Here is a 20,902-nt window from a genome sequence, read left to right as displayed (position 1 = left end):
GCGGATTGTGTACAGCCCCGACGGTAGGAGTCATAGCGGTCGGAATCCGACCGCAATGTCAGACCAGCAGGTCGCGCACGACACCGTCCGCCAGCAGCCGGCCGCGATCGGTGAGCACCAGCCGCTCGCCGCGCACCTCGGCCAGTCCACCCGCCACGATGCCGGGCACCGCGGCACGCCCGTGCGCGTCGAGATCGGCGAGCGGCAAGCCGGTGCGCAGCCGCACGGCGAGCATGACCCGCTCGGTGTGGCGCTCGGCGGCGCTCAGCTCCTCCCACCCGGCGGCGGGCAGCCCCCCGGCGGCCACCCGGTCGGCGTACCGGGCGGGGTGCTTGACATTCCACCAGCGCACGCCGCCGAGGTGGCTGTGCGCACCGGGACCGGCGCCGAGCCAGTCACCGCCGTCCCAGTAGCCGAGGTTGTGCCTGCACCGGGCGGCGTCACCGCGGGCCCAGTTGGAGACCTCGTACCACTCCAGCCCGGCACCGCGCAGCCTGGCGTCGATGCGCTCGTAGCGGGCGGCGAGCACGTCCTCGTCGGGCGCGGGCAGCTCGCCGCGGCGCACCCGGCGGGCGAGGGCGGTGCCGTCCTCGACGATCAGCGAGTAGGCGGAGACGTGGTCGACCGCCGCGGCCAGTACGGCGTCCAGGCTGGCGGCCAGGTCGGCATCGGACTCGCCGGGGGTGCCGTAGATCAGGTCCAGGTTGACGTGCTCGAAGCCGGCCGCGCGCGCCTCGAGGGCGGCGGCGACGGCACGGCCGGGGGTGTGCGTGCGGTCCAGCACGGCGAGCACGTGCGCGGCCGCCGACTGCATGCCGAGTGAGATCCGGGTGAACCCGGCGGCCCGCAGCCGCGCGAAGAAGGCGGGATCGGTGGACTCCGGATTCGACTCGGTGGTCACCTCCGCATCCGGCGCCAGGGAGAAATTCGCCCGTACCGCGTCGAGCACCGAGGCCAGGCCGTCGCCGCCGAGCAACGAGGGTGTGCCGCCGCCGACGAAGACCGTCGCCACCTCGGGAGTCGCCGACGGCAGGGCGTCGAAGGCCGCCGCGGCGGCGGCCAGCTCACCGCGCAGAGCTTCCAGCCAGGAGGCGGGGGACGCCACGGTGCCGAGCTCGCCCGCGGTGTAGGTGTTGAAGTCGCAGTATCCGCAGCGGGTCGCGCAGAACGGGACGTGCACGTAGATGCCGAACGGCCCGTCCCCGAAGTCGCCGAGGACGGGGCTCACGCCGGGGCTGCGGACGGGAAGGCTCACGGCTCCAGTCTGGCAAGTGCGTCGCAGCGGGCTCGACCCGCGTGTCGGCGTATGACTGGCGTCACAGTTGCTCCGGTCGGTCCTGGGGATTCTCCGCATTTTTCCGGGAAATATCCCCCGACGGTCTGGACGACCGCCCTGACGTGGCACAATAGGACGCATGCGCAACGGTGGAGTTCGATTGGTGGCCCGGCGCCACGTCGACTTCAAGCGCGTCTGCAGTGCGTGCTGTCTGCCGGAGTGTCAACCCTAGCCCCCTTGCGGCGCACCTCCCGACAGCCCCGGTGAAACGTCGAATCCACACTTTCGGTTCCGTCCGATCGACGCGGAGCGCCGCCCTGCGCGAGTGACGTTTCTCGCGCGTTCAGCACGGACGTACCACTCAGATCCAGCAGGAGCGATTCATGACGTCGAGCACCGACGCCGGCCCCGGCGAGAACTCCACCGCCGCGACCGAAGCGGCGGCGCCCGCCCGGCACCGGCCGGAGCGCCCCGCCTCCGAGCGCCGGGTCCGCCCGGACCGCCCGCGCGCGGCCGCCGCCGATGCCGCGCCCCGCGCCCGCACCGGCAAGCCGGCCCGGCGCCGGGCCGAGGGCCAGTGGGCGCTCGGCTACCGCGAGCCGCTCAACCCGAACGAGCAGTCCAAAAAGGACGACAACCCGCTGAACGTGCGGGCGCGGATCGAGAACATCTACAGCAAGACCGGCTTCGACGGCATCGACAAGGGCGATCTGCGCGGCCGGTTCCGCTGGTGGGGCCTCTACACCCAGCGTGAGCAGGGGTACGACGGCACCTGGACCGGCGACGAGAACATCGACATCCTCGAAGCCAAGTACTTCATGATGCGCATCCGCTGCGACGGCGGCGCGCTGGACGTCGCGCAGCTGCGCACCCTCGGCGGGATCTCCACCGAGTTCGGCCGGGACACCGCCGACCTCTCGGACCGGGAGAACGTCCAGTACCACTGGATCGAGGTGGAGAACGTCCCGGAGATCTGGAAGCGGATCGAGGGCGTCGGGCTCAAGACCACCGAGGCCTGCGGCGACTGCCCGCGCGTCGTGCTCGGCTCGCCGCTGGCCGGTGAGTCGCTGGACGAGGTCATCGACCCCACCCCGGCGATCGACGAGATCGTGCGCCGCTACATCGGCAAGCCGGAGTACTCCAACCTGCCGCGCAAGTTCAAGACCGCGATCTCCGGCCAGCAGGACGTGGTGCACGAGATCAACGATGTCGCCTTCATCGGGGTGAACCACCCGGAGCACGGCCCCGGCCTCGACCTCTGGGTCGGCGGCGGGCTCTCCACCAACCCGATGCTGGCGCAGCGGGTCGGCGTGTGGGTGCCGCTGGCCGAGGTCGCGGACGTGTGGGAGGGCGTGGTCTCGATCTTCCGGGACTACGGCTACCGGCGGCTGCGCACCAAGGCCAGGCTCAAGTTCCTGATCAAGGACTGGGGCATCGAGAAGTTCCGCCAGGTGCTGGAGGACGAGTACCTGAAGCGCAAGCTCATCGACGGCCCGGCCCCGGTGCAGCCGACCCGGCCGATCGACCACGTCGGCGTGCAGAAGCTGCGCAACGGCCGCAATGCCGTCGGCTTCTCCCCCATCGCGGGCCGGGTCTCCGGCACCATCCTGACCAAGGTCGCCGATGCCGCCGAGCGGGCGGGCTCGGACCGGATCCGGTTCACGCCGTATCAGAAGCTCATCGTGCTCGATGTGCCGGACGGGCAGGTCGAGGCGCTGATCGCGGAGCTGGAGCCGCTCGGGCTGCAGGCGCGGCCCTCGGTGTGGCGGCGGAACCTGATGGCGTGCAGCGGGATCGAGTTCTGCAAGCTCTCCTTCGCCGAGACCCGCAAGCGCTCGCAGGCGCTGGTCCCGGAGCTGGAGCAGCGGCTCGCCGACCTGAACGCCGGGCTGGACGTGCCGATCACGATCAATATCAACGGCTGCCCGAATTCGTGCGCCCGCTCCCAGATCGCCGATATCGGCTTCAAGGGGCAGCTGGTGGACGACGGCGAGGGCAACCAGGTCGAGGGCTTCCAGGTGCACCTCGGCGGCAGTCTCGGGCTGGACAGCGCGTTCGGCCGCAAGCTGCGGCAGCACAAGGTGACCACCGGTGAGCTGGGCGATTACGTCGAGCGGGTGGTGCGCAACTTCGTGAAGCACCGTACGGAAGGCGAACGGTTCGCCCAGTGGGCCGTCCGCGCCGAGGAAGCCGACCTCCGGTGACGGGGGCGGCGGCACTGCTGAGGGGAGATCAGCGATGACAACGGGACTGACGGAGAAGCTCTCCGAGGACGAGCTGCGGGCGATCGCCGAGCGAGGCGCCGCCGAGCTCGACGGCGCCTCGGCGCTCGATCTGCTGCGCTGGACCGACGAGACCTTCGGCGCCGGCTATATCGTCGCCTCGAACATGCAGGACGGCGTGCTGGTGCACCTGGCCGCGCAGGTGCGGTCCGGGGTGGACGTGCTCTTCCTGGACACCGGCTACCACTTCGCCGAGACCATCGGCACCAGGGACGCGGTCGAGGCCGTGTACGGGGTGAACGTGGTGAACGTGCGGCCGGAGCGGAGCGTCGCCGAGCAGGACGAACTGCTCGGGCGCGATCTGTTCGCCCGGGATGCCGCCGAGTGCTGCCGGCTGCGCAAGGTGGTGCCGTTGCAGCGCTCGCTGAGCGGCTACAACGCCTGGGTCACCGGCATCCGCCGGGTGGAGGCGCCGACCCGCGCCAATGCCCCGCTGGTCTCCTACGACGAGGGCTTCGGGCTGGTGAAGATCAACCCGATCGCGCCGTGGTCCGACGATGAGATGCACGCCTACATCGAGGCGCACGGCATTCTCGTCAATCCCCTGGTGGAGGAGGGATATCCGTCCATCGGCTGCGCTCCGTGCACGCGGAAGCCGGAGCCGGGTTCCGATCCGCGAAGCGGCCGCTGGGCCGGCTCCGCCAAGACCGAATGCGGGTTGCACGCCTCATGACCGACACGATTCGTACCGAGCGATCCCTCGGGCTCAGCGATTTCGACACCCTCGACGCGCTGGAGTCGGAGGCGATCCACATCTTCCGCGAGGTCGCGGGCGAGTTCGAGCGGCCGGTGATCCTCTTCTCCGGCGGCAAGGACTCGACGGTGCTGCTGCACCTGGCGCTCAAGGCCTTCTGGCCCGCGCCGCTGCCCTTCGCGCTGCTGCACGTCGACACCGGGCACAACCTGCCCGAGGTGCTGGAATTCCGGGACCGGATCGTCGAGCGGCACGGGCTGCGGCTGCACGTGGCCAGCGTCGAGGAGTACCTGGCCGACGGCAGGCTCACCGAGCGCCCGGACGGCATCCGCAACCCGCTGCAGACGGTCCCGCTGCTCGACGCCATCACCGAGAACCGCTTCGACGCGGTCTTCGGCGGCGGCCGCAGGGACGAGGAGCGCTCGCGCGCCAAGGAGCGGATCTTCTCGCTGCGCAACGCCTTCGGCCAGTGGGACCCGAAGCGGCAGCGCCCCGAGCTGTGGAACCTGTACAACGGCAGGCACGCGCCGGGCGAGCACGTCCGGGTGTTCCCGCTGAGCAACTGGACCGAGCTCGATATCTGGCGATACATCGCGCGCGAGGATGTCGATCTCGCGAGCATCTACTACACGCACCAGCGCCCGGTGTTCCAGCGCGACGGCATGTGGATGACGCCGGGCGTGTGGGGCGGCCCGCGCGACGGCGAGGTGCTGGAGACCAGGGCGGTGCGGTACCGCACCGTGGGCGACGGCTCCTCCACCGGCGCGGTGCTCTCCGAGGCCGCGACCAACGAGGCCATCCTGGCCGAGGTCGCCGCCTCCCGGCTCACCGAGCGCGGCGCCACCCGCGGCGACGACCGGGTCTCCGAGGCCGCGATGGAAGACCGCAAGCGAGAGGGTTACTTCTGATGGCCGACACGGTGCCGACCGAGCCGCCGGCTCAGCTGCTCCGGCTGGCGACCGCCGGCTCGGTGGACGACGGCAAGTCAACGCTGGTGGGGCGGTTGCTGTACGACACCAAGTCGGTGCTCGCCGATCAGATCGACGCCGTCACCCGGGCCTCGGTGGACCGCGGGCTGGCGACGCCGGATCTGTCGCTGCTGGTCGACGGGTTGCGCGCGGAGCGTGAGCAGGGCATCACCATCGACGTGGCGTACCGCTACTTCGCCACGCCGAAGCGCTCCTTCGTGCTCGCCGACACCCCCGGCCACGTGCAGTACACCCGCAACACCGTCTCCGGCGCCTCCACCGCGCAGCTGGTGATCCTGCTGGTCGACGCGCGCAAGGGCGTGATCGAGCAGACCCGCAGGCACGCGGCGGTGCTGGCGCTGCTCGGCGTGCCGAAGCTGGTGCTCGCGGTGAACAAGATCGATCTGGTGGACGACGCCGCCGAGGTGTTCGCGCGGATCTCCGCCGAGTTCACCGCGCTCACCGGCGCGCTGGGGTGGGCGCCGGAGGACGTGCTGGAGATCCCGGTCTCCGCGCTGCACGGCGACAATATCGCCACCCGCTCGGCGGGCACCCCGTTCTACGACGGCCCCTCGCTGATCGAGCACCTGGAGTCGGTGCCGGTGGACGCGGACAGCACCGGCACGCACTCGCTCGGGCTGCGCTTCCCGGTGCAGTACGTGATCCGGCCGCGCACCGCCGAGTACCCGGACTACCGCGGCTACGCCGGGCAGATCGCCGCCGGTTCGGTGGCGCCGGGCGACGAGATCGTGGTGCTGCCCTCCGGGGTGCGCACCACGGTGGAGCGGATCGACACCCCCGCGGGCGAGCTCGCGGTGGCGCAGGCCGGGCGCAGCGTCACGCTGATCCTCAGCGACGACGTGGACATCTCGCGCGGCGACATCATCGCCGCGGCCGCGGACGCGCCGGAGCCGATCGACGACTTCGACGCGACGGTGTGCTGGCTCGGCGACAAGCCGCTGCGTGCGGGCGCGCGGCTGCTGCTCAAGCACGGCACCAAGACCACGCAGGCCATTGTCGGCGCGCTGGTCGAGCGCTTCGACGAGCAGCGGCTGGCCGCCGATCCGGCGCCGGAGACGCTGGCGCTCAACGACATCGGGCGGATCTCGGTGCGGGTCGCTGAGCCGATTCCGGCCGACGACTACCGGGTGAACCGGCATACCGGCAGCTTCCTGCTCATCGACCCGGCCAACGGGAACACGCTCGCGGCCGGGCTGGTCGGCGACGTGCTCACCGCGGTCGAGGTCGGTGCCGGGGTCTGAGGTGGGGCTCCCGGCCGGGCCCGGTGCTCCGGTGCCGGGCCGGACGGGGCCGGTGCTGATCGGGGTCGGGCACGGGAGCCGGGATCCGCGCTCGGCGGGGACGGTGGGCGCGATAGTCGACGCGGTCGCGGCCGCGCGGCCGGGCCATCCGGTGCGTGCGGCGTTCCTCGATCTGAACGCTCCCTCGGTGGAGCAGGTGCTGGATGCCGTCGCGGGGGCGGGGCACCGGCACGCCGTTGTCGTTCCGCTGCTGCTCGGCAGTGCTTTTCATGCCCGAGTGGATCTGCCGGGGTTGCTGGCCGAGGCGCGGGGGCGGCACCCGCTGCTGCGCATCGACCAGGCCGATGTCCTCGGGCCGGACGCGCGGCTGGTGGACGCGCTCGCCGATCGCGTGCGGGAAGCGCTGGGCGGCGCGCCCACCTCCGCAGCCACGCGGGACCTCGGTGGGCCGGCGCGGGGCGAGCGGTCGCCGGTTGGCGTGATCGTCGCGGCGGTCGGCGCCTCCTCGGCGGCGGCGAACGCGCGCACCCGGCTGGTGGCGGAGGAGTTCGCCGCGCGCACGGGGCTGCGCACCGAACTGTGCTTCGCCACCGCCGATCCCGGCGTCGAGATCGCCCGCGAGCGGCTGCTCGCCCGTGGCGCCCGGCGCCTCGTCGTCGCCCCCTACTTCCTGTCCCCCGGCCTGCTCACCGACCGGATCGCCGCCGCGGCGCCGGAGCTCGCGCACGCCGCGGCGCTGGGTGCGCACCCGGCGCTCACCGAGCTGATCTGGGACCGCTACGACACCGCCGGCGCCGAACGGCACCGCCACTCCGCCTGAGCGGCCCGGCTCAGTCCGGCCCGCCGCGCATATCGAGCGCGATCTGCTCGGCATCGATGGTGGCGAGCGCGTACTGGAGCACCTCGGCGTCGAAGACGCCGTCGTCGCGGGCGTCGAGCACGACGTCGCGCTGCGCGTCCAGCACCGCGAGCCGGTGCCGCTTCGGGCTGAGCCCCTCGTGCGACACCCCGAGTTCGGCGCTGCGCAGCAGCGCGAGCAGCTCGCGGCGCTCGGACTCCGCCTCGGCCGGGTCGGTCTCCGGCAGGATCCGCCGCGCGATCGGCCCGATGGTGCCGCCCTGGATCAGCAGCGAGAGCGTCGCCACCGCGAAGGCGACGAAGACCAGCAGCGAGCGGTGCGGGGTGTCGGCGGGCAGGGTCTGCGCGGCCGCCACGGTGACCGCGCCGCGCATCCCCGCCCACACCACCACGAACCCCTGGCGCGCGCCGAGCGGCTGGGCCTGCAGGTAGTCGATATCGGAGAGGGTGCGGCGCAGGCGGGTGCCGAGCCGCTCGGTGCGGCGCGTGCCGAGCGGCCGCGGCCCCCTCGGCTCCAGGGTGCCCGCGGCGAGCCGCTGCTGGAAGTCGAGCATCCGCGGCTGCACCGCGGCGCCGCGCCGGGCCCGGCGGGCCAGCCCGGCGAGCAGCAGCCCGACGTAGGCCGCGCGCACCACCATGCCGAGCAGCAGCGCGGCGACCGCGATCAGGGTCGCGGTGCCGAGCCCGGCGTGCTCGCGGTGCACCTCGCCGACGATGCCGGAGAGCTGCAACCCCATGGTCAGGAAGACCAGCCCCTCCAGCACCACCTCGATCGTGCGCCAGTTGATCGAGTCGGTGAGTCGGTTGCGCGGCGACAGCTCGCGCGGCGCGCCGTAGCCGGTGACCAGCCCGGCCACCACCGCCGCGACCAGGCCGGAGCCGCCGAGCTCCTCGGCCGGGAAGGCCGCGAGGTAGGGCACGGTGAAGGAGATCACCGTGTTCACCGTGGCGTCCGGGATCCGGCTGCGCACCGCGAGGGTGACCCGCCCGACCACCGCGCCGACCGCGGTCGCCACCGCGACGGCGAGCACGAAGCTGCCGAGCGCGGCACCGAAGGAGAAGGCGGCGGCGGTGGCCGCGACCGCGGTGCGCAGCAGCACCAGCGCGGTGGCGTCGTTGAGCAGTGATTCGCCGTCCAGGATGGTCACCACCCGCGGCGGCACCCGGCCGCGCTCGACGATCGAGGTCGCCACGGCGTCGGTGGGGCTGAGCACCGCGCCGAGCGCGATCCCCCACCACACGCTCAGCCCGGGGATCACCCAGGCGAGGAAGAGCCCGAGCACCACCGCGCTCGCCAGCACGAGCAGCACCGAGAGGCCGCCGATGGCGCGGAAGTCGCGCCGGAAGTTCATGGCGGGCATGGAGACCGCCGAGGAGTAGAGCAGCGGCGGCAGCAGCCCCTGCAGCACCAGCTCCGGGTCGATATCCAGCTCGGGGACGAAGGGCAGCACGCTGCCGAGCAGCCCGGCGCCGACCAGGAGCAGCGGGGCCGCGACGCCGAGCCGCGGGCCGATGGTGGCGGCCGCGGCGATCACCACGAGCATGACGACGCCACCGAGCAACAGATCGGTCATCCGCCAACCCTCTCAGATGCCGGGTCAGCCGATGAGCCGGTCCACCAGGGTGCGGGCGGCGGCGAGGCTCGCCTCGTCGCCGAGCTGATTGGCGGTATTGGCGGCGGCGACCAGGGCATCCAGCTGGAAGGCGAGGAGCTCGGGTTCGCCGTCCGGGTGGATGTGGCCGATCTGGCGGGCGAGGAAGCTCAGCCACTCGTAGTGGTCGGCGGCGACGGCATCGCGCACCGGCCCCGGCCGCCCGTCGAACTCGGCCAGGGTGGCTACCCGGAAGCAACCGCCGCGCAGCACCGGCGCGGTGATGAAGGCGAACCAGCCGTCGATCAGGGCGCGCAGCCGCTCCGGCCCGCGCGGGTGCGCCAGCGCGGGCCGCACCACGTGCTCCACGAACACCGCGCGGGCGGCGGCCACCGCGGCCTGCTGCAGCGCCTCCTTGGTGCCGAAGAGGGTGGCGACGCCGCTCTTGCTGAGCCCCAGCTCGTCCGCGACCCGGGCCAGGCTGAGCCCGGTGAGCCCCTCCAGCGAGGCGATGTCCGCCGCGCGGTGCGCGATGGCGGCACGGGCGCGGTCGCCCTTGGCGCGCCTGCCGTCGGCGGCGGGCGGCGCCGGCTCGGCGGGCGGGTCGTAGTTCACGGACCCCATTGTGCGGCACCCCTTGATCGAAAGCACGAACGGTCGTACTGTCATTTTACGCACGATCGTTCGTGTTGTTTTCTCGTCCGAGATGGAGAACCCATGCAGACCTTCACCGAAGCCGACGACCCCGCCCTGCTCACCGTGGAGACCGCCGCCGCGCTGCTCGCGGATGCGCCCTGGCACCGCTTCGCGGTGGTCGGCGACTCCATCGCGCGGGGCGTCGGCGACCCGACGCCCGGGTACCGGGACGCGGGCTGGGCCGATCGGGTGGCGGAGGCGTTGCGCCGGGTGCGGCCGGAGCTGGCCTACCTGAACACCGGGCGCACCGGCGCCACCAGCGCCGAGGTGCTGGCCGAGCAGCTGGACACCGCGCTGGCCTTCGAACCCGACCTGGTGCACATCGTCTGCGGCGGGAACGACCTCTTCGTGCCGGAGCCGGATCTCGAGGCCACGTACGCCAACCTGGACACGCTCTTCGCGGCCTTCGCGGTGCGCGGAGTACCGATCTCGACCTTCACCCTGACCGATGTCTGGGACCGCGAGCAGATGCGGGCCATGCGCGGCATGCGCGCGCGGATGTCGGCGCTCAACGACGTCATCCGCGCGGTGGCGGCGCGCTACGACGCGGTGCTGCTGGAGCTGTGGCCGCACCCCATCCGGCTGCGCCCCGACCTGATGAGCGCCGACCTCATCCACTTCTCCATGAGCGGGCAGGCCGCGCTGGCCTCCGCGGTGGTGCAGCGGCTGGCTCAGGAGCTGGAGGCGGTGCCGCGGTAGCGGGCGAGCAGCTCGGCGCCGATCCGGGCGAGTTCGGCGCGGACCGAGTCCGGCTCGACGACCTCGAGTTCGGCGCCCCAGCCCGCCAGCTGCTGGGCGATCATTCGCGGAGTCGGGGCGGTGACCCGGACCCGCACCCGGCCGTCGCCGTCCGGGCCGAGGACCGTGCAGTGCCTGCCCTGCTGGTTCGCCAGCACCGGCACCAGGTGCGCGGCGATCAGCACGGTGGCGCCCGCGGCGGCGCGGCGCCGCTCCATGGCGCCGACCACCTCGCGCCAGGCCGCCGCCGGGTCGAAATCGGCGGGGCGCTCGAAGGTGTCGCCGGTGGGCTCGGCCGCGGTCACCCGGTCCAGCCGGAAGGTGCGGCGGCCGCGGTCGGTTTCGGCGATGAGGTACCAGATGCCGTCCTTGTCGACCAGGCTCAGCGGGTCGACCAGCCGGGTGCTGCGCGCGCCCCGGCTGCGGTACTCGAGGCGCAGCCGGTCGCGCCGGATCACGGCGTCCTGCACCGCGGCGACCAGCGGCGGGGTCGCGGTGGCGTGCGCGCCCCAGCCCGCCGGGTCGAGCAGCACCGAGTCGGCGGCGGCCGCGGCCTCGCCGCGGAAGGTCCTGGGTAGCGCGCGGACCAGCTTGCGCAGCGCCGAGCGCCCCTCCGGCACCGCACCGGCGGCGGGCCCGGCCAGCAGGAACAGCGCCCGCGCTTCCCCCGCGGTGAGGCCGGTCAGGTCGGTGCGGGCGCCGCCGACCAGCTGCCAGCCGCCGCCCCGGCCCGGCTGCGGATACACCGGCACCCCGGCCCGGCCGAGCGCCTCCAGGTCGCGCCGGGCGGTCGCCACCGAGATCTCCAGCTCGGCGGCGACCTCGGCCGCCGTCACCCGGCCGCGCGTCTGCATGAGCAGCAGCACGGCCACCAATCTGTCCGCTCGCATGGGAGCCATCCTCCCCGGAAAAGTGCGCAGAAGATGAGCACTTCACCGCCGAGGATGGAATCCGAGACCGAATCCCGACCCGAGGAGACCGACATGCTGCGCGGACTGGCGACGCTCACCTTCTACGCCGACGACCTGGAGGCGGCCAGGGACTGGTACACCGAATTCCTGGGCACCGAGCCCTACTACACCGTGGCCGGCGGCTACTACGAGTGGCGGATCGGCGACTACCAGGCCGAGTTCGGCATCGTGAACCGCGCCTACGCACCGGCGGGTGCGAAGAACCCGCCCGGCGGGGCCATCGCCAACTGGGCGGTCACGGAGCTGGAGGCCACGCTGGACCGGCTGCTGGAACTCGGCGCCACGCTCTACGACCCGATCACCCCGCGCGGCGAGGGCACCGGCTTCGTCACCGCGTCGGTGGTCGACCCGTTCGGCAATGTGCTCGGGCTGATGAGCAACCCGCACTACGAGGAGATCCTGGCGAAGACCGGGCCCGCGTAGGGGTCAGCGGAACCAGCGCTCGAGGACGAGCGCGACGCCGTCGTCGAGCACGTCGGCGGTCACCTCGTCGGCGGCCGCCCTGATCTCGGCGGGCGCATTGGCCATGGCGACCGAGTGCCCGGCCCAGGCCAGCATCTCCCGGTCGTTGAGGTGGTCGCCGATGGCGAGGGTGGCCTCCGGCGGCACCTCCAGGGTCTGCCGGAGCTGCTCCAGCGCCCAGCCCTTGGAGACGCCGTGCCGGGAGACGGTGAGCCAGGGGCCGAAGTCGCCGTGGATCCAGGCGGTGCCGGGGACGTCGAACTCGCGCAGCAGCTCCGCCATCTGCGCGTCGGTGCCGCCGGGCCACCAGCCGCTGAGCCGGGGCGTGTGCTCGCTGCCGAGCAGGTCGTGGTCGACCACCCGGACGTGGCCGAGCGGGTAATCGCTCGGGCCGTCGCCGGTCACCCACATGCCGACCCCGACCCTCTCCACCGCCAGCACCATCTCCGGTGCGCCCGCGCGCAGCGCCGTGATGGCGGGCAGCGGGTCGAAATCGGCGACGGCGAGTGCCTCGCCGCGGGCGACATCCAGGTGCACGGCGCCGTTCGAGCAGAGCGCGTGCCCCTCCAGCAGGCCGAGCTCGGCGAGGACCGGGGCCGCGGAGAGCATGGAGCGGCCGGTGGTCACCACGACGTGCGCGCCCGCGGCCACGGCGGCGCGCACGGCGTCCACCACGCGGCGGGTCACCGGCGAGCCGGATTTCAGCAGGGTGCCGTCGACGTCCAGCGCGATCAGGCGCGGTTCTCCCCCGGTAGCGTCCACCCCTCCATTCTGCCCCGGCCACCCGGGCGCGCCCGAGGTTTTCCCTTGTCGATCCGGTACGGGACCGGACCCACCTCGGGTGGGCGCCGCGGGTGGCCGGGCCGGCCGCCGGAGTTGTCCGGCGGCACCCGACCGGTTGTTACCGGTCGGAGCCTTTTCCGCCCGAGCCGCCGGAACCGGCCGAGCCACCGGAGCCGCCTGAGCCGCCCTTGCCGCCCGAACCGCCCTTGCCGCCGGAACCTCCGGAGCCGGCCGCGCCGTCGGAGTTCGAGCCGCCGTGGCCGCCGCCGTTCTTGCCGCCCTTGCCGGAGCCGCCGCCGCCCGGTCCGGACCTGTCGGAGCCGCCGCCCTGTCCGGCGCTGTCGGAGCCGCCGCCGTTCGAGCCATCGCCGCCCGAGCCCGCATGGCCCGAGCCACCGCCCGTCCCACCGCCGCTCGCACCACCGGCGCCCGCGTTATCCGAACCGCCGCCCGAGCCCGCATGGGCCGAGCCGCCACCCGAGCCACCACCATCGTCAGCGCCGCCGCCCGAGCCACCACCGTCGGACCCGCCGCTACCCGTGCCGCCTCCGCCCGCGCCTCCGCCGGGGCCATCGCCGACCGCGCCCGAGGCACCGCCGTCGGAGCCACCGCCGCCCGCGTCGCCTGCGCCGGAGGCACCACCGCTCGAGCCATCGCCGCCGACACCACCCGCGCCCGCGCCGCCGCCCGACCCGTCACCGCTCGGGGCGCCACCCCCGCCGGACGCCCCATCGACCGCCGCCCCGTCGGCGGGCCCACCGGCACCGGCCGGACTCGCTCCCGACGTCCCCGCCGCGTCGGCGCTCGCTCCGCCCGGTGCCTGCCCGGCGGCGACCTCCCCGCCCGGCGAACCGGCCGGGCCGGCGCCGACGCGCCCGAGGTCCGGCCCGATCCCGTCCCGCGCGTCCAGGCCGAAACCGAGGCGCTCCAGGAACGGCAGCGGATTGGTGAACCGCGCCGGATTCGTATAGGTCCCGGTACTCGGCGCCACCCGCGGCGCACCGTCCCCGCCCCGCCCGCTGCGGGAGACCGGCGTGAGCGGCGGCCCGAATACCCGAACCGGCGAAGCAGCCGAAGCCTGCGGCGCGCCCCGCCCACCGGAGGCGACCGGCACCCGCCACCCGCCCACGGCCTGCGCGACCCCGGCGACGGGCACCCGGGCGATCCCCTGCCCGATCCCGAACTGCCCCTCCACCCCGGGGAACCGCTCCAACCCGGGCGCCGACTGCGGCGCGGGCCCGCCGAAGACCGTCGCGGCCGACATGGCCAGCGCGGATACCAGTGCGGCGCTGGAGAACACCCCGATGTGCGGGCCGGGCTCGGCCCGCCGCACCGGCGGCGCCAGGGTGCGCGCCGCGAACTGCGCGGCGCCGAGCGCGATGGTGTGTCCCGGGTCGGCGCCGCGCAGCACCGGCATCCCGAGCTCGCCGAGGACCCGCGCGACCTCGGGCGGCCGCGCCGCACCGCCGACCAGCAGGATGCCGGTGAACTCGGACCGGTCGATGCCGCTGTCCGCGAGGCACTCCAGCACCAGCGGGAAGGTCGCCCGGATGTGCTCCGCCCGCAGCGCTTCGATATCCAGCCCGCGTGTGCCGGCGGAGCCCGGCCGATACGCCCGCTCGGCGATCACCGCGCCGAGCGGCTCACCGCCGAAATCCCGCGCGCGCACGGGTGTTCCGACGATCGGGTGGTCCGGCCAGTCCGCCCCGACCCGCACGATACCGAGGTCGAGGCTGGTGGCACCGAGGTCGTAGACGAGCACGAAACCCGCTGTCAGCGGCCCCGTCTCGCACTCCAGCCACTCGGCGGCGGCGACCGGCTCCGGCACCGGGAGCACGTGCCCGGCCCCGGCGAGGTCCAGTGCCTGCGTCAGCCTGGCGACCTCGCCCGCGCCGTAGACGGCGGGGTGCGCGAGGACCACCCCGGCCCCCGGCGGCTCGGCGCGCAGCAGGTCGCCGACCACGGCGGCGACCAGCGCGGCCGGGGTCCACAGCCGCCCGCCGACGACGATCGGCTCGACCTCGACGGTGAGGTCGGCGAAATTTGCTGCCGGACCGCTGATCTCCGCGGCCGCCCCGACTCGCGCGACGCCGGGCGCGCCGATCCCGGCGGTGCCGCGGCTGTCGAAGGAGACCGTCGTGTGCCGCACCCGCACCGATGGCCGCGGTTGCCCGGCGGTGACCGAAGCCGTCACCGAGGTCGCCGAGCCCATGCAGATACCCACGCCAGTAGTCATCGCCATCCCGTCAACGCACCGTGACCACGTCCAGCACAACGGATGCCCGTGTGGCCGCGGTCGTCTTCCAAACAGCCACTACAGATTAGCTGTTCCGAGTCCGAACACATGCCGAATTGATATGAAGCAGCGCATTTTTAGGCCGACCGGTTCGTGTTATAAGACAAAACCGCAGCGGAGAGCGTATTCGGACCGGTCGGCTCGTTTTATGGTTCGAGCGTGTCGGACAGCAGTCGGTTACCGATCAGCGATCGGAACCGACGGCGCGAAGCAGGAAGGGGAGACCGAAGCCCGGCCCTGACCGACCGGTTGGTAGCCAATAGGTAACCACAAACGAAAGCGGCGCCGCCGGACCTGGGGGGAAGTCCGGCGGCGCCTACTCGAAGCGCGGTTCGCAGGGGGGTTCGAACCGCGATACGGGCCAACTCTTGGGGGGAGTAGCTGACCCATTGCCGATCGTACGCCCGGAGCGCGAGATTTGGCGATTTTTGTCACTGAATCGACATGTCAGGCCACGGAAACCGGCAAATAGCCCGTAGATCGCGGCCGAACCGCGCAGGCTGCCCGCCCCGAAATGCGGAACTCGCCCGATCAGCCCTGCGCGAGCAGGCCCCGGAACCGCGATCGCTTGGTCGCGGGCAGCGCCGCGCCGCCCGGCCGCACCCGCGGTGCCCGCAGCCGGACCAGCCGGTCGAACTCGTCCGCACCGCGCGGCGGCGTGCCGAGCAGCCCGGCATTGAAGTCCGCCGCGAGCTGCCGCACCGTCTCCTGCGCGCACGACTTGTTGGTGCCGATGAACCCGGTCGGGCCGCGCTTGATCCAGCCCGTGACGTAGCTGCCGGTGACCGGCGCCCCGCCCGGCTCGGCGAGCACCCGGCCCGCCTCGTTCGGCACCACCCCGCGCGCCTCGTCGAAGGGCAGCCCCGGCACCGCGACGCCCCGGTACCCGACCGAGGTCAGCACCAGCCCGGCATCGATCCGCTCGACCTCGCCGGTCGGCACCGCGGCCACCCGGCCGTCGGCGCCGGTGGTCAGCGCGGTGCGGGCGAGCTCCAGCCCGGTGACCCGGTCGGTACCGAGGATCGCGGTCGGCGCGGCCAGGTAGCGGAAGACGATCCGCCGCCGCGCGCCGACCGGGCGCTTCGCCACCTCGTGCAGCAGCCGCAGCTTCTGCTCGACCCGGTAGGGCAGCTCCGGGGTGATCGGCGGCAACTCGCCCTCGACCACGATGTCCACGTCGGCGCCGAGCAGCCCGACGAACTCGGGGACGGTGAAGGCGGACTCGGCCGGGCCGCGCCTGCCGAGCACCACCACCTCCTCGACCTTGCTCTCGCGCAGCGCGCGCAGCGCATAGGGCGCGATATCGGTGGCGGCGAGCGTCTCCGGGTCGGCGGTGAGGATCCGCGCGACGTCCAGCGCCACATTGCCGTTGCCGACGATCACCGCGCGCCGCTGGTCCAGGTCGAACCCGGCGTGTGCGTGGTCGGGGTGGCCGTTGTACCAGGCCACGAAGTCGGTGGCGGAGACGGTGCCGGGCAGCCCCTCGCCCGGGATCCCGAGCTTGCGGTCGGTGGAGGCGCCGACGGCGTAGATCACCGCGTGGAAGTGGTCGCGCAGCTCGTCCGCGGCGATATCGGCGCCGATCTCCACATTCAGGTACGAGCCGAAGCCCGGCTGCGCGGAGATCACGTCGAAGAGCGCGCTGACCTGCCTGGTCCTGCCGTGGTCGGGCGCGACGCCGTGCCTGGCCAGGCCGTACGGCACCGGCAGCCGGTCCAGCACCGTCACCGCGACGTCCGGCTGGGTGAGCAGTTCATCCGCCGCGTACATCGCGGAGGGGCCGGAGCCGACGATCGCGACCCGCAGCGGGCTGCGCTCGGTCTCGATCCGCGCGGCGGGCACCGGCCGCGCCAGCAGCGGGCGCGGCCGGGCCTGGCGGTAGAAGTCCGCGTTGATCTCGATGAACGGCTGCTGCTCCGGCGTCAGCTTCTTGCTGGAGGTGATGGCGTCCACCGGGCAGGCCGAGGCGCAGGCGCCGCAGTCGACGCAGGCGGCCGGGTCGACGTAGAGCATCTCCGCGGTGGCGAAGTCCGGCTCGTCCGGCGTGGGGTGGATGCAGTTCACCGGGCAGGCGTAGACGCAGGAGGCGTCGCTGCAGCAGGACTGGGTGACGACGTAGGGCATGTCAGGCGGTCTTCACCAGGCGCAGCGGCTCGGAGCGGAACCGGGTGACGTGGCCGTTCATGCCGAGCGCTTTCCACAGCCGCCGGGAGATCGGGTTCATCATGCCGATCTTCTCGGCCAGCATCCGGACGTCGCCGAAGTAGTCGGCGAAGACCTTCTTGGCCTCGTCCGAGCCGTAGAACAACTCCTTGCGCACCTCGTCCGGCACGTCGAACTCGTCGAAGAAGGTGCGCGGCGGGGTGGCGATGGCGCGGCCGAGGATCCACATGATCAGCGGCATGGCCAGCGAGAGCACGAAGCGCTGCGCGGCGTTGCGCTCCGGCACGTGCTGCTCCAGGAACTCGTGCGCGAAGGAGATGTGCCGCGCCTCCTCGGCGATGTGGATCGCCATCACGCCGCGCATGATCGGGTGGATATTGTCGGTGGAGCGCAGGATGTCCTTCTGGATGTGGTCGATCGGCTCCTCGCCGGCCAGCACCGCCATGAAGAACAGGTTCGGGAAGTTCACCGCGACCGGCACCGCGAGGTGCCGCAGCTGGCGCACCAGCGGGCCCATGCCGGGCACGTCGACGCCGATCCGGTTCACCATCTCCTGGAACATCAGGGTGTGGTTGTGCTCCTCGATCATCTCGTGGGAGCAGTAGCGGAACTCCGGCGAGCCGTTCGGCAGCCCGAAGACGTGCTGCATCATGCCGCTGATCAGGATGGCCTCGAACTGCAGCCCGACCTTGGCGATATTCGCCTGCCGGTACTTGCCGATCTCGATCTGCCGCTCCTTCGGGAGCGAGGTGTACCACGGGTGCCTGCCGAGCGGGTCGGCGGAGGGCGGCAGGATCCAGCGCTCCTCGCCCGCGTCGGCGGCGAAGTCCGGGTTGTCCCAGTCGATGTCGGTGAAGGGGTCGAAGTTCTTGTTGACCGAGCCCTCCGACAACAGCAGCAGCTTCGCGGCGTACTCCTGGGCCCGCGCGAGGTCGGGATCCGCGAAGGGCTTCTCGGCTGTCGACATCGTCGTCACTGCCTCTCGTAGGTGGCTTTAACTGTTCCCCATGGTTACACCTACGTAGAGTCACGTCAACTGTGTTGGATTTGTCCGGCTTCGCCGGACGTGTTCGCGGCCCCGAAAAGTCTCGCCGCCGAGCACTCGAGACTTGCGCCTGCGGCGCGTGCGCTTCGAGTGCTCGGCGGCGAGACGGGCCGCGAACGGGGCTCGTAGTACTCGCCCCCTCGGGGCGAGTATCACTCGCCTAGATTTCCGGGATTCGGGTGGCGCGGACGTAGACCGTCTCGCCGTCGGCCAGGCGCAGCGCCTCGGCGTCGCCGCGGGTGACCTGGGCGGCGAACAGGTCGTGGGTGGCGGCGTTGCGGAGCTCGACCCGCACCTCGAAGCCGAGCCGGACCACCCGCTCGACGGTGGCGCGGGTGACGCCGGCGGACTCGGCGGTGCCCTCGTTCTCGGCGAGCGCCATGCCGGGATCGCGGCCGACCCGGATGTCGTGCGGGCGCACCAGGTGGCCGTTGAGCCGCGCCACCTCGCCGAGGAAGGACATGACGAACTCGTTGGCGGGGCGGTCGTAGACGTCCTCGGGGCTGCCGACCTGCTCGATCCGGCCCCTGTTCATGACCGCGATCCGATCGGCGACGTCCAGCGCCTCCTCCTGGTCGTGCGTGACCAGCACCGTGGTCACGTGCACCTCCTCGTGCAGCCGCCGCAGCCACTTGCGCAGGTCGGCGCGGACCTTGGCGTCCAGCGCGCCGAACGGCTCGTCCAGCAGCAGCACCTTGGGGTCGACGGCGAGCGCGCGGGCCAGCGCCATGCGCTGCCGCTGGCCGCCGGAGAGCTGCGCGGGGTAGCGGTGCTGGAAACCGTCGAGCCCGACGATGCCGAGCAGCTCGTCCACCCGCTTGGTGATCTCCGGCTTCGGCCGCTTGCGGATGGTGAGCCCGAAGGCCACGTTGTCCCGCACGGTCATGTGCTTGAACGCCGCGTAGTGCTGGAACACGAAGCCGATATCGCGCTTCTGCGGCGGCACCCGGGTGACGTCGCGGCCGGCGATCACCACCACGCCGGAGTCCAGCGACTCCAGCCCGGCGATCGCGCGCAGCAGCGTCGACTTGCCGGAGCCGGAGGGGCCGAGCAGCGCGGTGAGCTCGCCCGCGGGGATCTCCAGCGTGACGTCGTCCAGCGCGGCGAAGGTGCCGTAGTGCTTGTTCGCGTTGGTCACGGTGATCGTCATCGGGAGCTCCGCTTGCGGTCGAGGAGGGTCATGAGCAGCAGGGTGATCAGGGCGAGCCCCATCAGCACGGTGGCGGCGGAGTAGGCGCCGAACACGTTGTGGTCGTTGATGTAGCGGCCGTGCACCAGCAGGGTCAGGGTGAGCGACTTGCCCGGCAGCGCGGAGGAGACCATGATCACCGCGCCGAACTCGCCGAGCGACCGGGCGACGGTGAGCACGATGCCGTAGGTGAGCCCCCAGCGGATGGCGGGCAGCGTGATCCGCCAGAAGGTCTGCCAGCCGTTGGCGCCGAGCGTGGCCGCCGCCTGCTCCTGCTCGTCACCGATCTCGCGGAGCACCGGCTCCACCTCGCGCACCACGAACGGCAGCGTCACGAAGATGGTCGCGATCACCATGCCGGGCAGCGCGAAGATCACGGTGATGCCGACGTTCGCCAGCCCGCTGAACCAGCCGCCGACGCCCCAGAGCAGGATCAGCGAGACGCCGACCACCACCGGCGAGACCGCGAACGGCAGGTCCACGATGCCCTGCACCAGGCTGCGCCCCGGGAATTTGCTGCGCACCAGCGCCAGCGCGGTGACGATGCCGAAGACGACGTTCACCGGCACCACGATCACCAGGATGAGCAGCGAGAGCTGGAACGCCGAGACCGCGGCCGGGGTGGTCACCGATTCGAAGAACGCCCCGATACCGCGCTCGAAGGTGCGCCACAGGATGACCAGCAGCGGCAGCACCAGCAGCACGAAGAGGTAGCCGAGCGCGATCACGCGCAGCGACAGCCGCGCCGGAAGTGAGAGTTTCATCGGCTCGCCGCCTCCCGCCGGGAGCTGCGCTCGGCCAGCAGCCGGAGCACGAGCAGGGACGCGAACGAGATCGCGAGCAGCGCCACCGACACCGCGGCCGCGTTCACCTGCCTGTCGATCTCGATCTGCTTCTGGATGTACTGCGACGCCATCTCGGTCTTGCGCGGGATATTGCCGCCGATCAGCACCACCGAGCCGTACTCGCCGATGGCGCGGGCGAAGGCGAGGCCACCGCCGCTGAGCACCGCGGGGGTGAGCGTGGGCAGCACGATCCGCCGGAAGGTGGTCCAGTTGCTCGCGCCGAGCGAGAGCGCGGCCTGCTCCACCTCGCGGTCGGCCTCGATCAGCACCGGCTGCACCGCGCGCACCACGAACGGCAGCGTCACGAAGGCCAGCGCCACCACCAGGCCGGGCTGGGTGGCGTTGAGGTGGATGTCGACCGGGCTCTCCGGGCCGTACAGCGAGAGCAGCACGATGCTGGCCACGATGGTCGGCAGCGCGAACGGCAGGTCGATCAGCGCGTTGACCACGCTCTTGCCGGGGAACTCGTCGCGGACCAGGACCCAGGCCACCAGGGTGCCCATCACCACGTTGAGCACCGCGACGATCACCGAGACGATCACGGTGATGCGCAGCGAGTCCAGCGCGGCGGGGGCGGTGACGGCGTCCCAGAAGCCGGACCAGCCGTTCTCGAACGAGGTCACGGTGAGCGCCGCCAGCGGCAGCACCACGATGATGCTGAGCCACAGCACCGCCGTGCCGATGCCGAGCGGCCCCACCGACCCGGTCACCTTCAGCCAGGAGAGGTCGCGGCGCGGTTTCGCGGGGGCGGGGGCGGTGATCACCGCCGGGCCGGGTGCGGC

19 protein-coding genes are annotated in these 20,902 nt (G+C 72.6%); 8 read left to right on the top strand and 11 right to left on the bottom strand.

Annotated features, from left to right (window positions below; translation table 11 throughout):
- Positions 1 to 58: 58 nt before the first annotated feature.
- On the bottom strand, positions 59 to 1,255 hold the full coding sequence (hemW, locus tag AB0H71_RS17265; protein WP_357021312.1) for a radical SAM family heme chaperone HemW: 1,197 nt from the start codon (positions 1,253 to 1,255) through the stop codon (positions 59 to 61).
- 160 nt (positions 1,256 to 1,415) lie between these two features.
- On the opposite strand from hemW, the gene AB0H71_RS17260 reads away from it, so the two are divergent.
- The 6 genes from AB0H71_RS17260 to AB0H71_RS17235 all read left to right on the top strand — a co-directional run bounded on the left by AB0H71_RS17260 (position 1,416) and on the right by AB0H71_RS17235 (position 7,302).
- Positions 1,416 to 1,508 carry an Ms4527A family Cys-rich leader peptide gene (locus AB0H71_RS17260; protein WP_357021309.1) on the top strand — a complete coding sequence of 31 codons (93 nt, stop codon included), beginning with the start codon at positions 1,416 to 1,418 and terminating at the stop codon, positions 1,506 to 1,508.
- Between the two features lie 151 nt (positions 1,509 to 1,659).
- Entirely contained in the window at positions 1,660 to 3,480 is a 1,821-nt protein-coding gene (locus AB0H71_RS17255; protein WP_357021306.1) for a nitrite/sulfite reductase, read from the top strand.
- A 34-nt stretch (positions 3,481 to 3,514) separates the two neighbouring features.
- Positions 3,515 to 4,231, top strand: coding sequence for a phosphoadenylyl-sulfate reductase (locus AB0H71_RS17250; RefSeq protein ID WP_357021303.1), 717 nt, complete (start codon positions 3,515 to 3,517; stop codon positions 4,229 to 4,231).
- A complete protein-coding gene (cysD, locus tag AB0H71_RS17245) occupies positions 4,228 to 5,160 on the top strand; it encodes a sulfate adenylyltransferase subunit CysD (protein ID WP_357021300.1) in 933 nt (310 codons plus the stop codon). The genes AB0H71_RS17250 and cysD overlap by 4 nt, the downstream gene beginning before the upstream one ends.
- Positions 5,160 to 6,482 carry a GTP-binding protein gene (locus tag AB0H71_RS17240; protein ID WP_357021297.1) on the top strand — a complete coding sequence of 441 codons (1,323 nt, stop codon included), beginning with the start codon at positions 5,160 to 5,162 and terminating at the stop codon, positions 6,480 to 6,482. Before cysD ends, AB0H71_RS17240 begins: the two co-directional genes overlap by 1 nt.
- A 31-nt stretch (positions 6,483 to 6,513) precedes the next feature.
- Complete coding sequence (locus tag AB0H71_RS17235; RefSeq protein ID WP_357021295.1) at positions 6,514 to 7,302, top strand: CbiX/SirB N-terminal domain-containing protein; 789 nt, start codon at positions 6,514 to 6,516, stop codon at positions 7,300 to 7,302.
- A 10-nt stretch (positions 7,303 to 7,312) separates the two neighbouring features.
- Here the strand turns inward: AB0H71_RS17235 and AB0H71_RS17230 are convergent, their stop codons facing one another.
- Entirely contained in the window at positions 7,313 to 8,914 is a 1,602-nt protein-coding gene (locus AB0H71_RS17230; protein ID WP_357021292.1) for a cation:proton antiporter, read from the bottom strand.
- A 24-nt stretch (positions 8,915 to 8,938) separates the two neighbouring features.
- Positions 8,939 to 9,547 carry a TetR/AcrR family transcriptional regulator gene (locus AB0H71_RS17225; RefSeq protein ID WP_357021290.1) on the bottom strand — a complete coding sequence of 203 codons (609 nt, stop codon included), beginning with the start codon at positions 9,545 to 9,547 and terminating at the stop codon, positions 8,939 to 8,941.
- Positions 9,548 to 9,649: 102 nt separating this feature from the next.
- Here AB0H71_RS17225 and AB0H71_RS17220 point away from each other — a divergent pair, with 102 nt between their 5' ends.
- Positions 9,650 to 10,327, top strand: coding sequence for an SGNH/GDSL hydrolase family protein (locus tag AB0H71_RS17220; RefSeq protein ID WP_357021287.1), 678 nt, complete (start codon positions 9,650 to 9,652; stop codon positions 10,325 to 10,327).
- Here the strand turns inward: AB0H71_RS17220 and AB0H71_RS17215 are convergent.
- Positions 10,300 to 11,256, bottom strand: coding sequence for a WYL domain-containing protein (locus tag AB0H71_RS17215; protein WP_357021283.1), 957 nt, complete (start codon positions 11,254 to 11,256; stop codon positions 10,300 to 10,302). The two genes, AB0H71_RS17220 and AB0H71_RS17215, sit on opposite strands and share 28 nt — an antisense overlap.
- A 93-nt stretch (positions 11,257 to 11,349) precedes the next feature.
- On the opposite strand from AB0H71_RS17215, the gene AB0H71_RS17210 reads away from it, so the two are divergent.
- Complete coding sequence (locus AB0H71_RS17210) at positions 11,350 to 11,760, top strand: VOC family protein (protein ID WP_357021280.1); 411 nt, start codon at positions 11,350 to 11,352, stop codon at positions 11,758 to 11,760.
- Between the two features lie 3 nt (positions 11,761 to 11,763).
- Here AB0H71_RS17210 and AB0H71_RS17205 read toward each other — a convergent pair whose 3' ends face one another.
- From AB0H71_RS17205 to cysT, 7 genes are all read right to left on the bottom strand, one after another.
- Positions 11,764 to 12,561, bottom strand: coding sequence for an HAD hydrolase family protein (locus AB0H71_RS17205; RefSeq protein ID WP_357021277.1), 798 nt, complete (start codon positions 12,559 to 12,561; stop codon positions 11,764 to 11,766).
- Between the two features lie 139 nt (positions 12,562 to 12,700).
- Positions 12,701 to 14,818, bottom strand: a complete 2,118-nt coding sequence (locus tag AB0H71_RS17200) for an Hsp70 family protein (RefSeq protein WP_357021274.1) — start codon at positions 14,816 to 14,818, stop codon at positions 12,701 to 12,703.
- Between the two features lie 591 nt (positions 14,819 to 15,409).
- Positions 15,410 to 17,002 (bottom strand): FAD-dependent oxidoreductase, encoded by a 1,593-nt coding sequence (locus AB0H71_RS17195; protein ID WP_357021272.1) that lies wholly within the window; start codon positions 17,000 to 17,002, stop codon positions 15,410 to 15,412.
- A 1-nt stretch (position 17,003) separates the two neighbouring features.
- Positions 17,004 to 18,008 (bottom strand): diiron oxygenase, encoded by a 1,005-nt coding sequence (locus AB0H71_RS17190; protein WP_357021269.1) that lies wholly within the window; start codon positions 18,006 to 18,008, stop codon positions 17,004 to 17,006.
- Between the two features lie 238 nt (positions 18,009 to 18,246).
- Positions 18,247 to 19,236: a sulfate ABC transporter ATP-binding protein gene (locus AB0H71_RS17185; protein ID WP_357021266.1), complete on the bottom strand. Its 990-nt coding sequence runs from the start codon at positions 19,234 to 19,236 to the stop codon at positions 18,247 to 18,249.
- Positions 19,233 to 20,039 (bottom strand): sulfate ABC transporter permease subunit CysW, encoded by an 807-nt coding sequence (gene cysW / locus AB0H71_RS17180; protein WP_357021264.1) that lies wholly within the window; start codon positions 20,037 to 20,039, stop codon positions 19,233 to 19,235. The genes AB0H71_RS17185 and cysW overlap by 4 nt, the downstream gene beginning before the upstream one ends.
- Positions 20,036 to 20,884 (bottom strand): sulfate ABC transporter permease subunit CysT, encoded by an 849-nt coding sequence (gene cysT, locus AB0H71_RS17175; protein ID WP_357021958.1) that lies wholly within the window; start codon positions 20,882 to 20,884, stop codon positions 20,036 to 20,038. The genes cysW and cysT overlap by 4 nt, the downstream gene beginning before the upstream one ends.
- Positions 20,885 to 20,902: the final 18 nt, after the last annotated feature.

The organism is Nocardia sp. NPDC050697 (assembly GCF_040654395.1).
Classification (GTDB): Bacteria; Actinomycetota; Actinomycetes; order Mycobacteriales; family Mycobacteriaceae; genus Nocardia.
The sequence above is the reverse complement of the archived record's forward strand: the minus strand, read 5'-3'. Positions and strand labels throughout refer to the sequence as shown.

What these genes read in the sequence shown, in the direction of transcription:
- AB0H71_RS17190 (WP_357021269.1), bottom strand. Translation starts at nt 18,008, where the DNA reads ATGTCGACAGCCGAGAAGCCCTTCGCGGATCCCGACCTCGCGCGGGCC.
- AB0H71_RS17210 (WP_357021280.1), top strand. Translation starts at nt 11,350, where the DNA reads ATGCTGCGCGGACTGGCGACGCTCACCTTCTACGCCGACGACCTGGAG.
- AB0H71_RS17195 (WP_357021272.1), bottom strand. Translation starts at nt 17,002, where the DNA reads ATGCCCTACGTCGTCACCCAGTCCTGCTGCAGCGACGCCTCCTGCGTC.
- AB0H71_RS17215 (WP_357021283.1), bottom strand. Translation starts at nt 11,256, where the DNA reads ATGCGAGCGGACAGATTGGTGGCCGTGCTGCTGCTCATGCAGACGCGC.
- AB0H71_RS17185 (WP_357021266.1), bottom strand. Translation starts at nt 19,236, where the DNA reads ATGACGATCACCGTGACCAACGCGAACAAGCACTACGGCACCTTCGCC.
- AB0H71_RS17260 (WP_357021309.1), top strand. Translation starts at nt 1,416, where the DNA reads ATGCGCAACGGTGGAGTTCGATTGGTGGCCCGGCGCCACGTCGACTTC.
- AB0H71_RS17230 (WP_357021292.1), bottom strand. Translation starts at nt 8,914, where the DNA reads ATGACCGATCTGTTGCTCGGTGGCGTCGTCATGCTCGTGGTGATCGCC.
- AB0H71_RS17220 (WP_357021287.1), top strand. Translation starts at nt 9,650, where the DNA reads ATGCAGACCTTCACCGAAGCCGACGACCCCGCCCTGCTCACCGTGGAG.
- AB0H71_RS17255 (WP_357021306.1), top strand. Translation starts at nt 1,660, where the DNA reads ATGACGTCGAGCACCGACGCCGGCCCCGGCGAGAACTCCACCGCCGCG.
- AB0H71_RS17200 (WP_357021274.1), bottom strand. Translation starts at nt 14,818, where the DNA reads ATGACTACTGGCGTGGGTATCTGCATGGGCTCGGCGACCTCGGTGACG.
- AB0H71_RS17240 (WP_357021297.1), top strand. Translation starts at nt 5,160, where the DNA reads ATGGCCGACACGGTGCCGACCGAGCCGCCGGCTCAGCTGCTCCGGCTG.
- cysW (WP_357021264.1), bottom strand. Translation starts at nt 20,039, where the DNA reads ATGAAACTCTCACTTCCGGCGCGGCTGTCGCTGCGCGTGATCGCGCTC.
- AB0H71_RS17250 (WP_357021303.1), top strand. Translation starts at nt 3,515, where the DNA reads ATGACAACGGGACTGACGGAGAAGCTCTCCGAGGACGAGCTGCGGGCG.
- cysD (WP_357021300.1), top strand. Translation starts at nt 4,228, where the DNA reads ATGACCGACACGATTCGTACCGAGCGATCCCTCGGGCTCAGCGATTTC.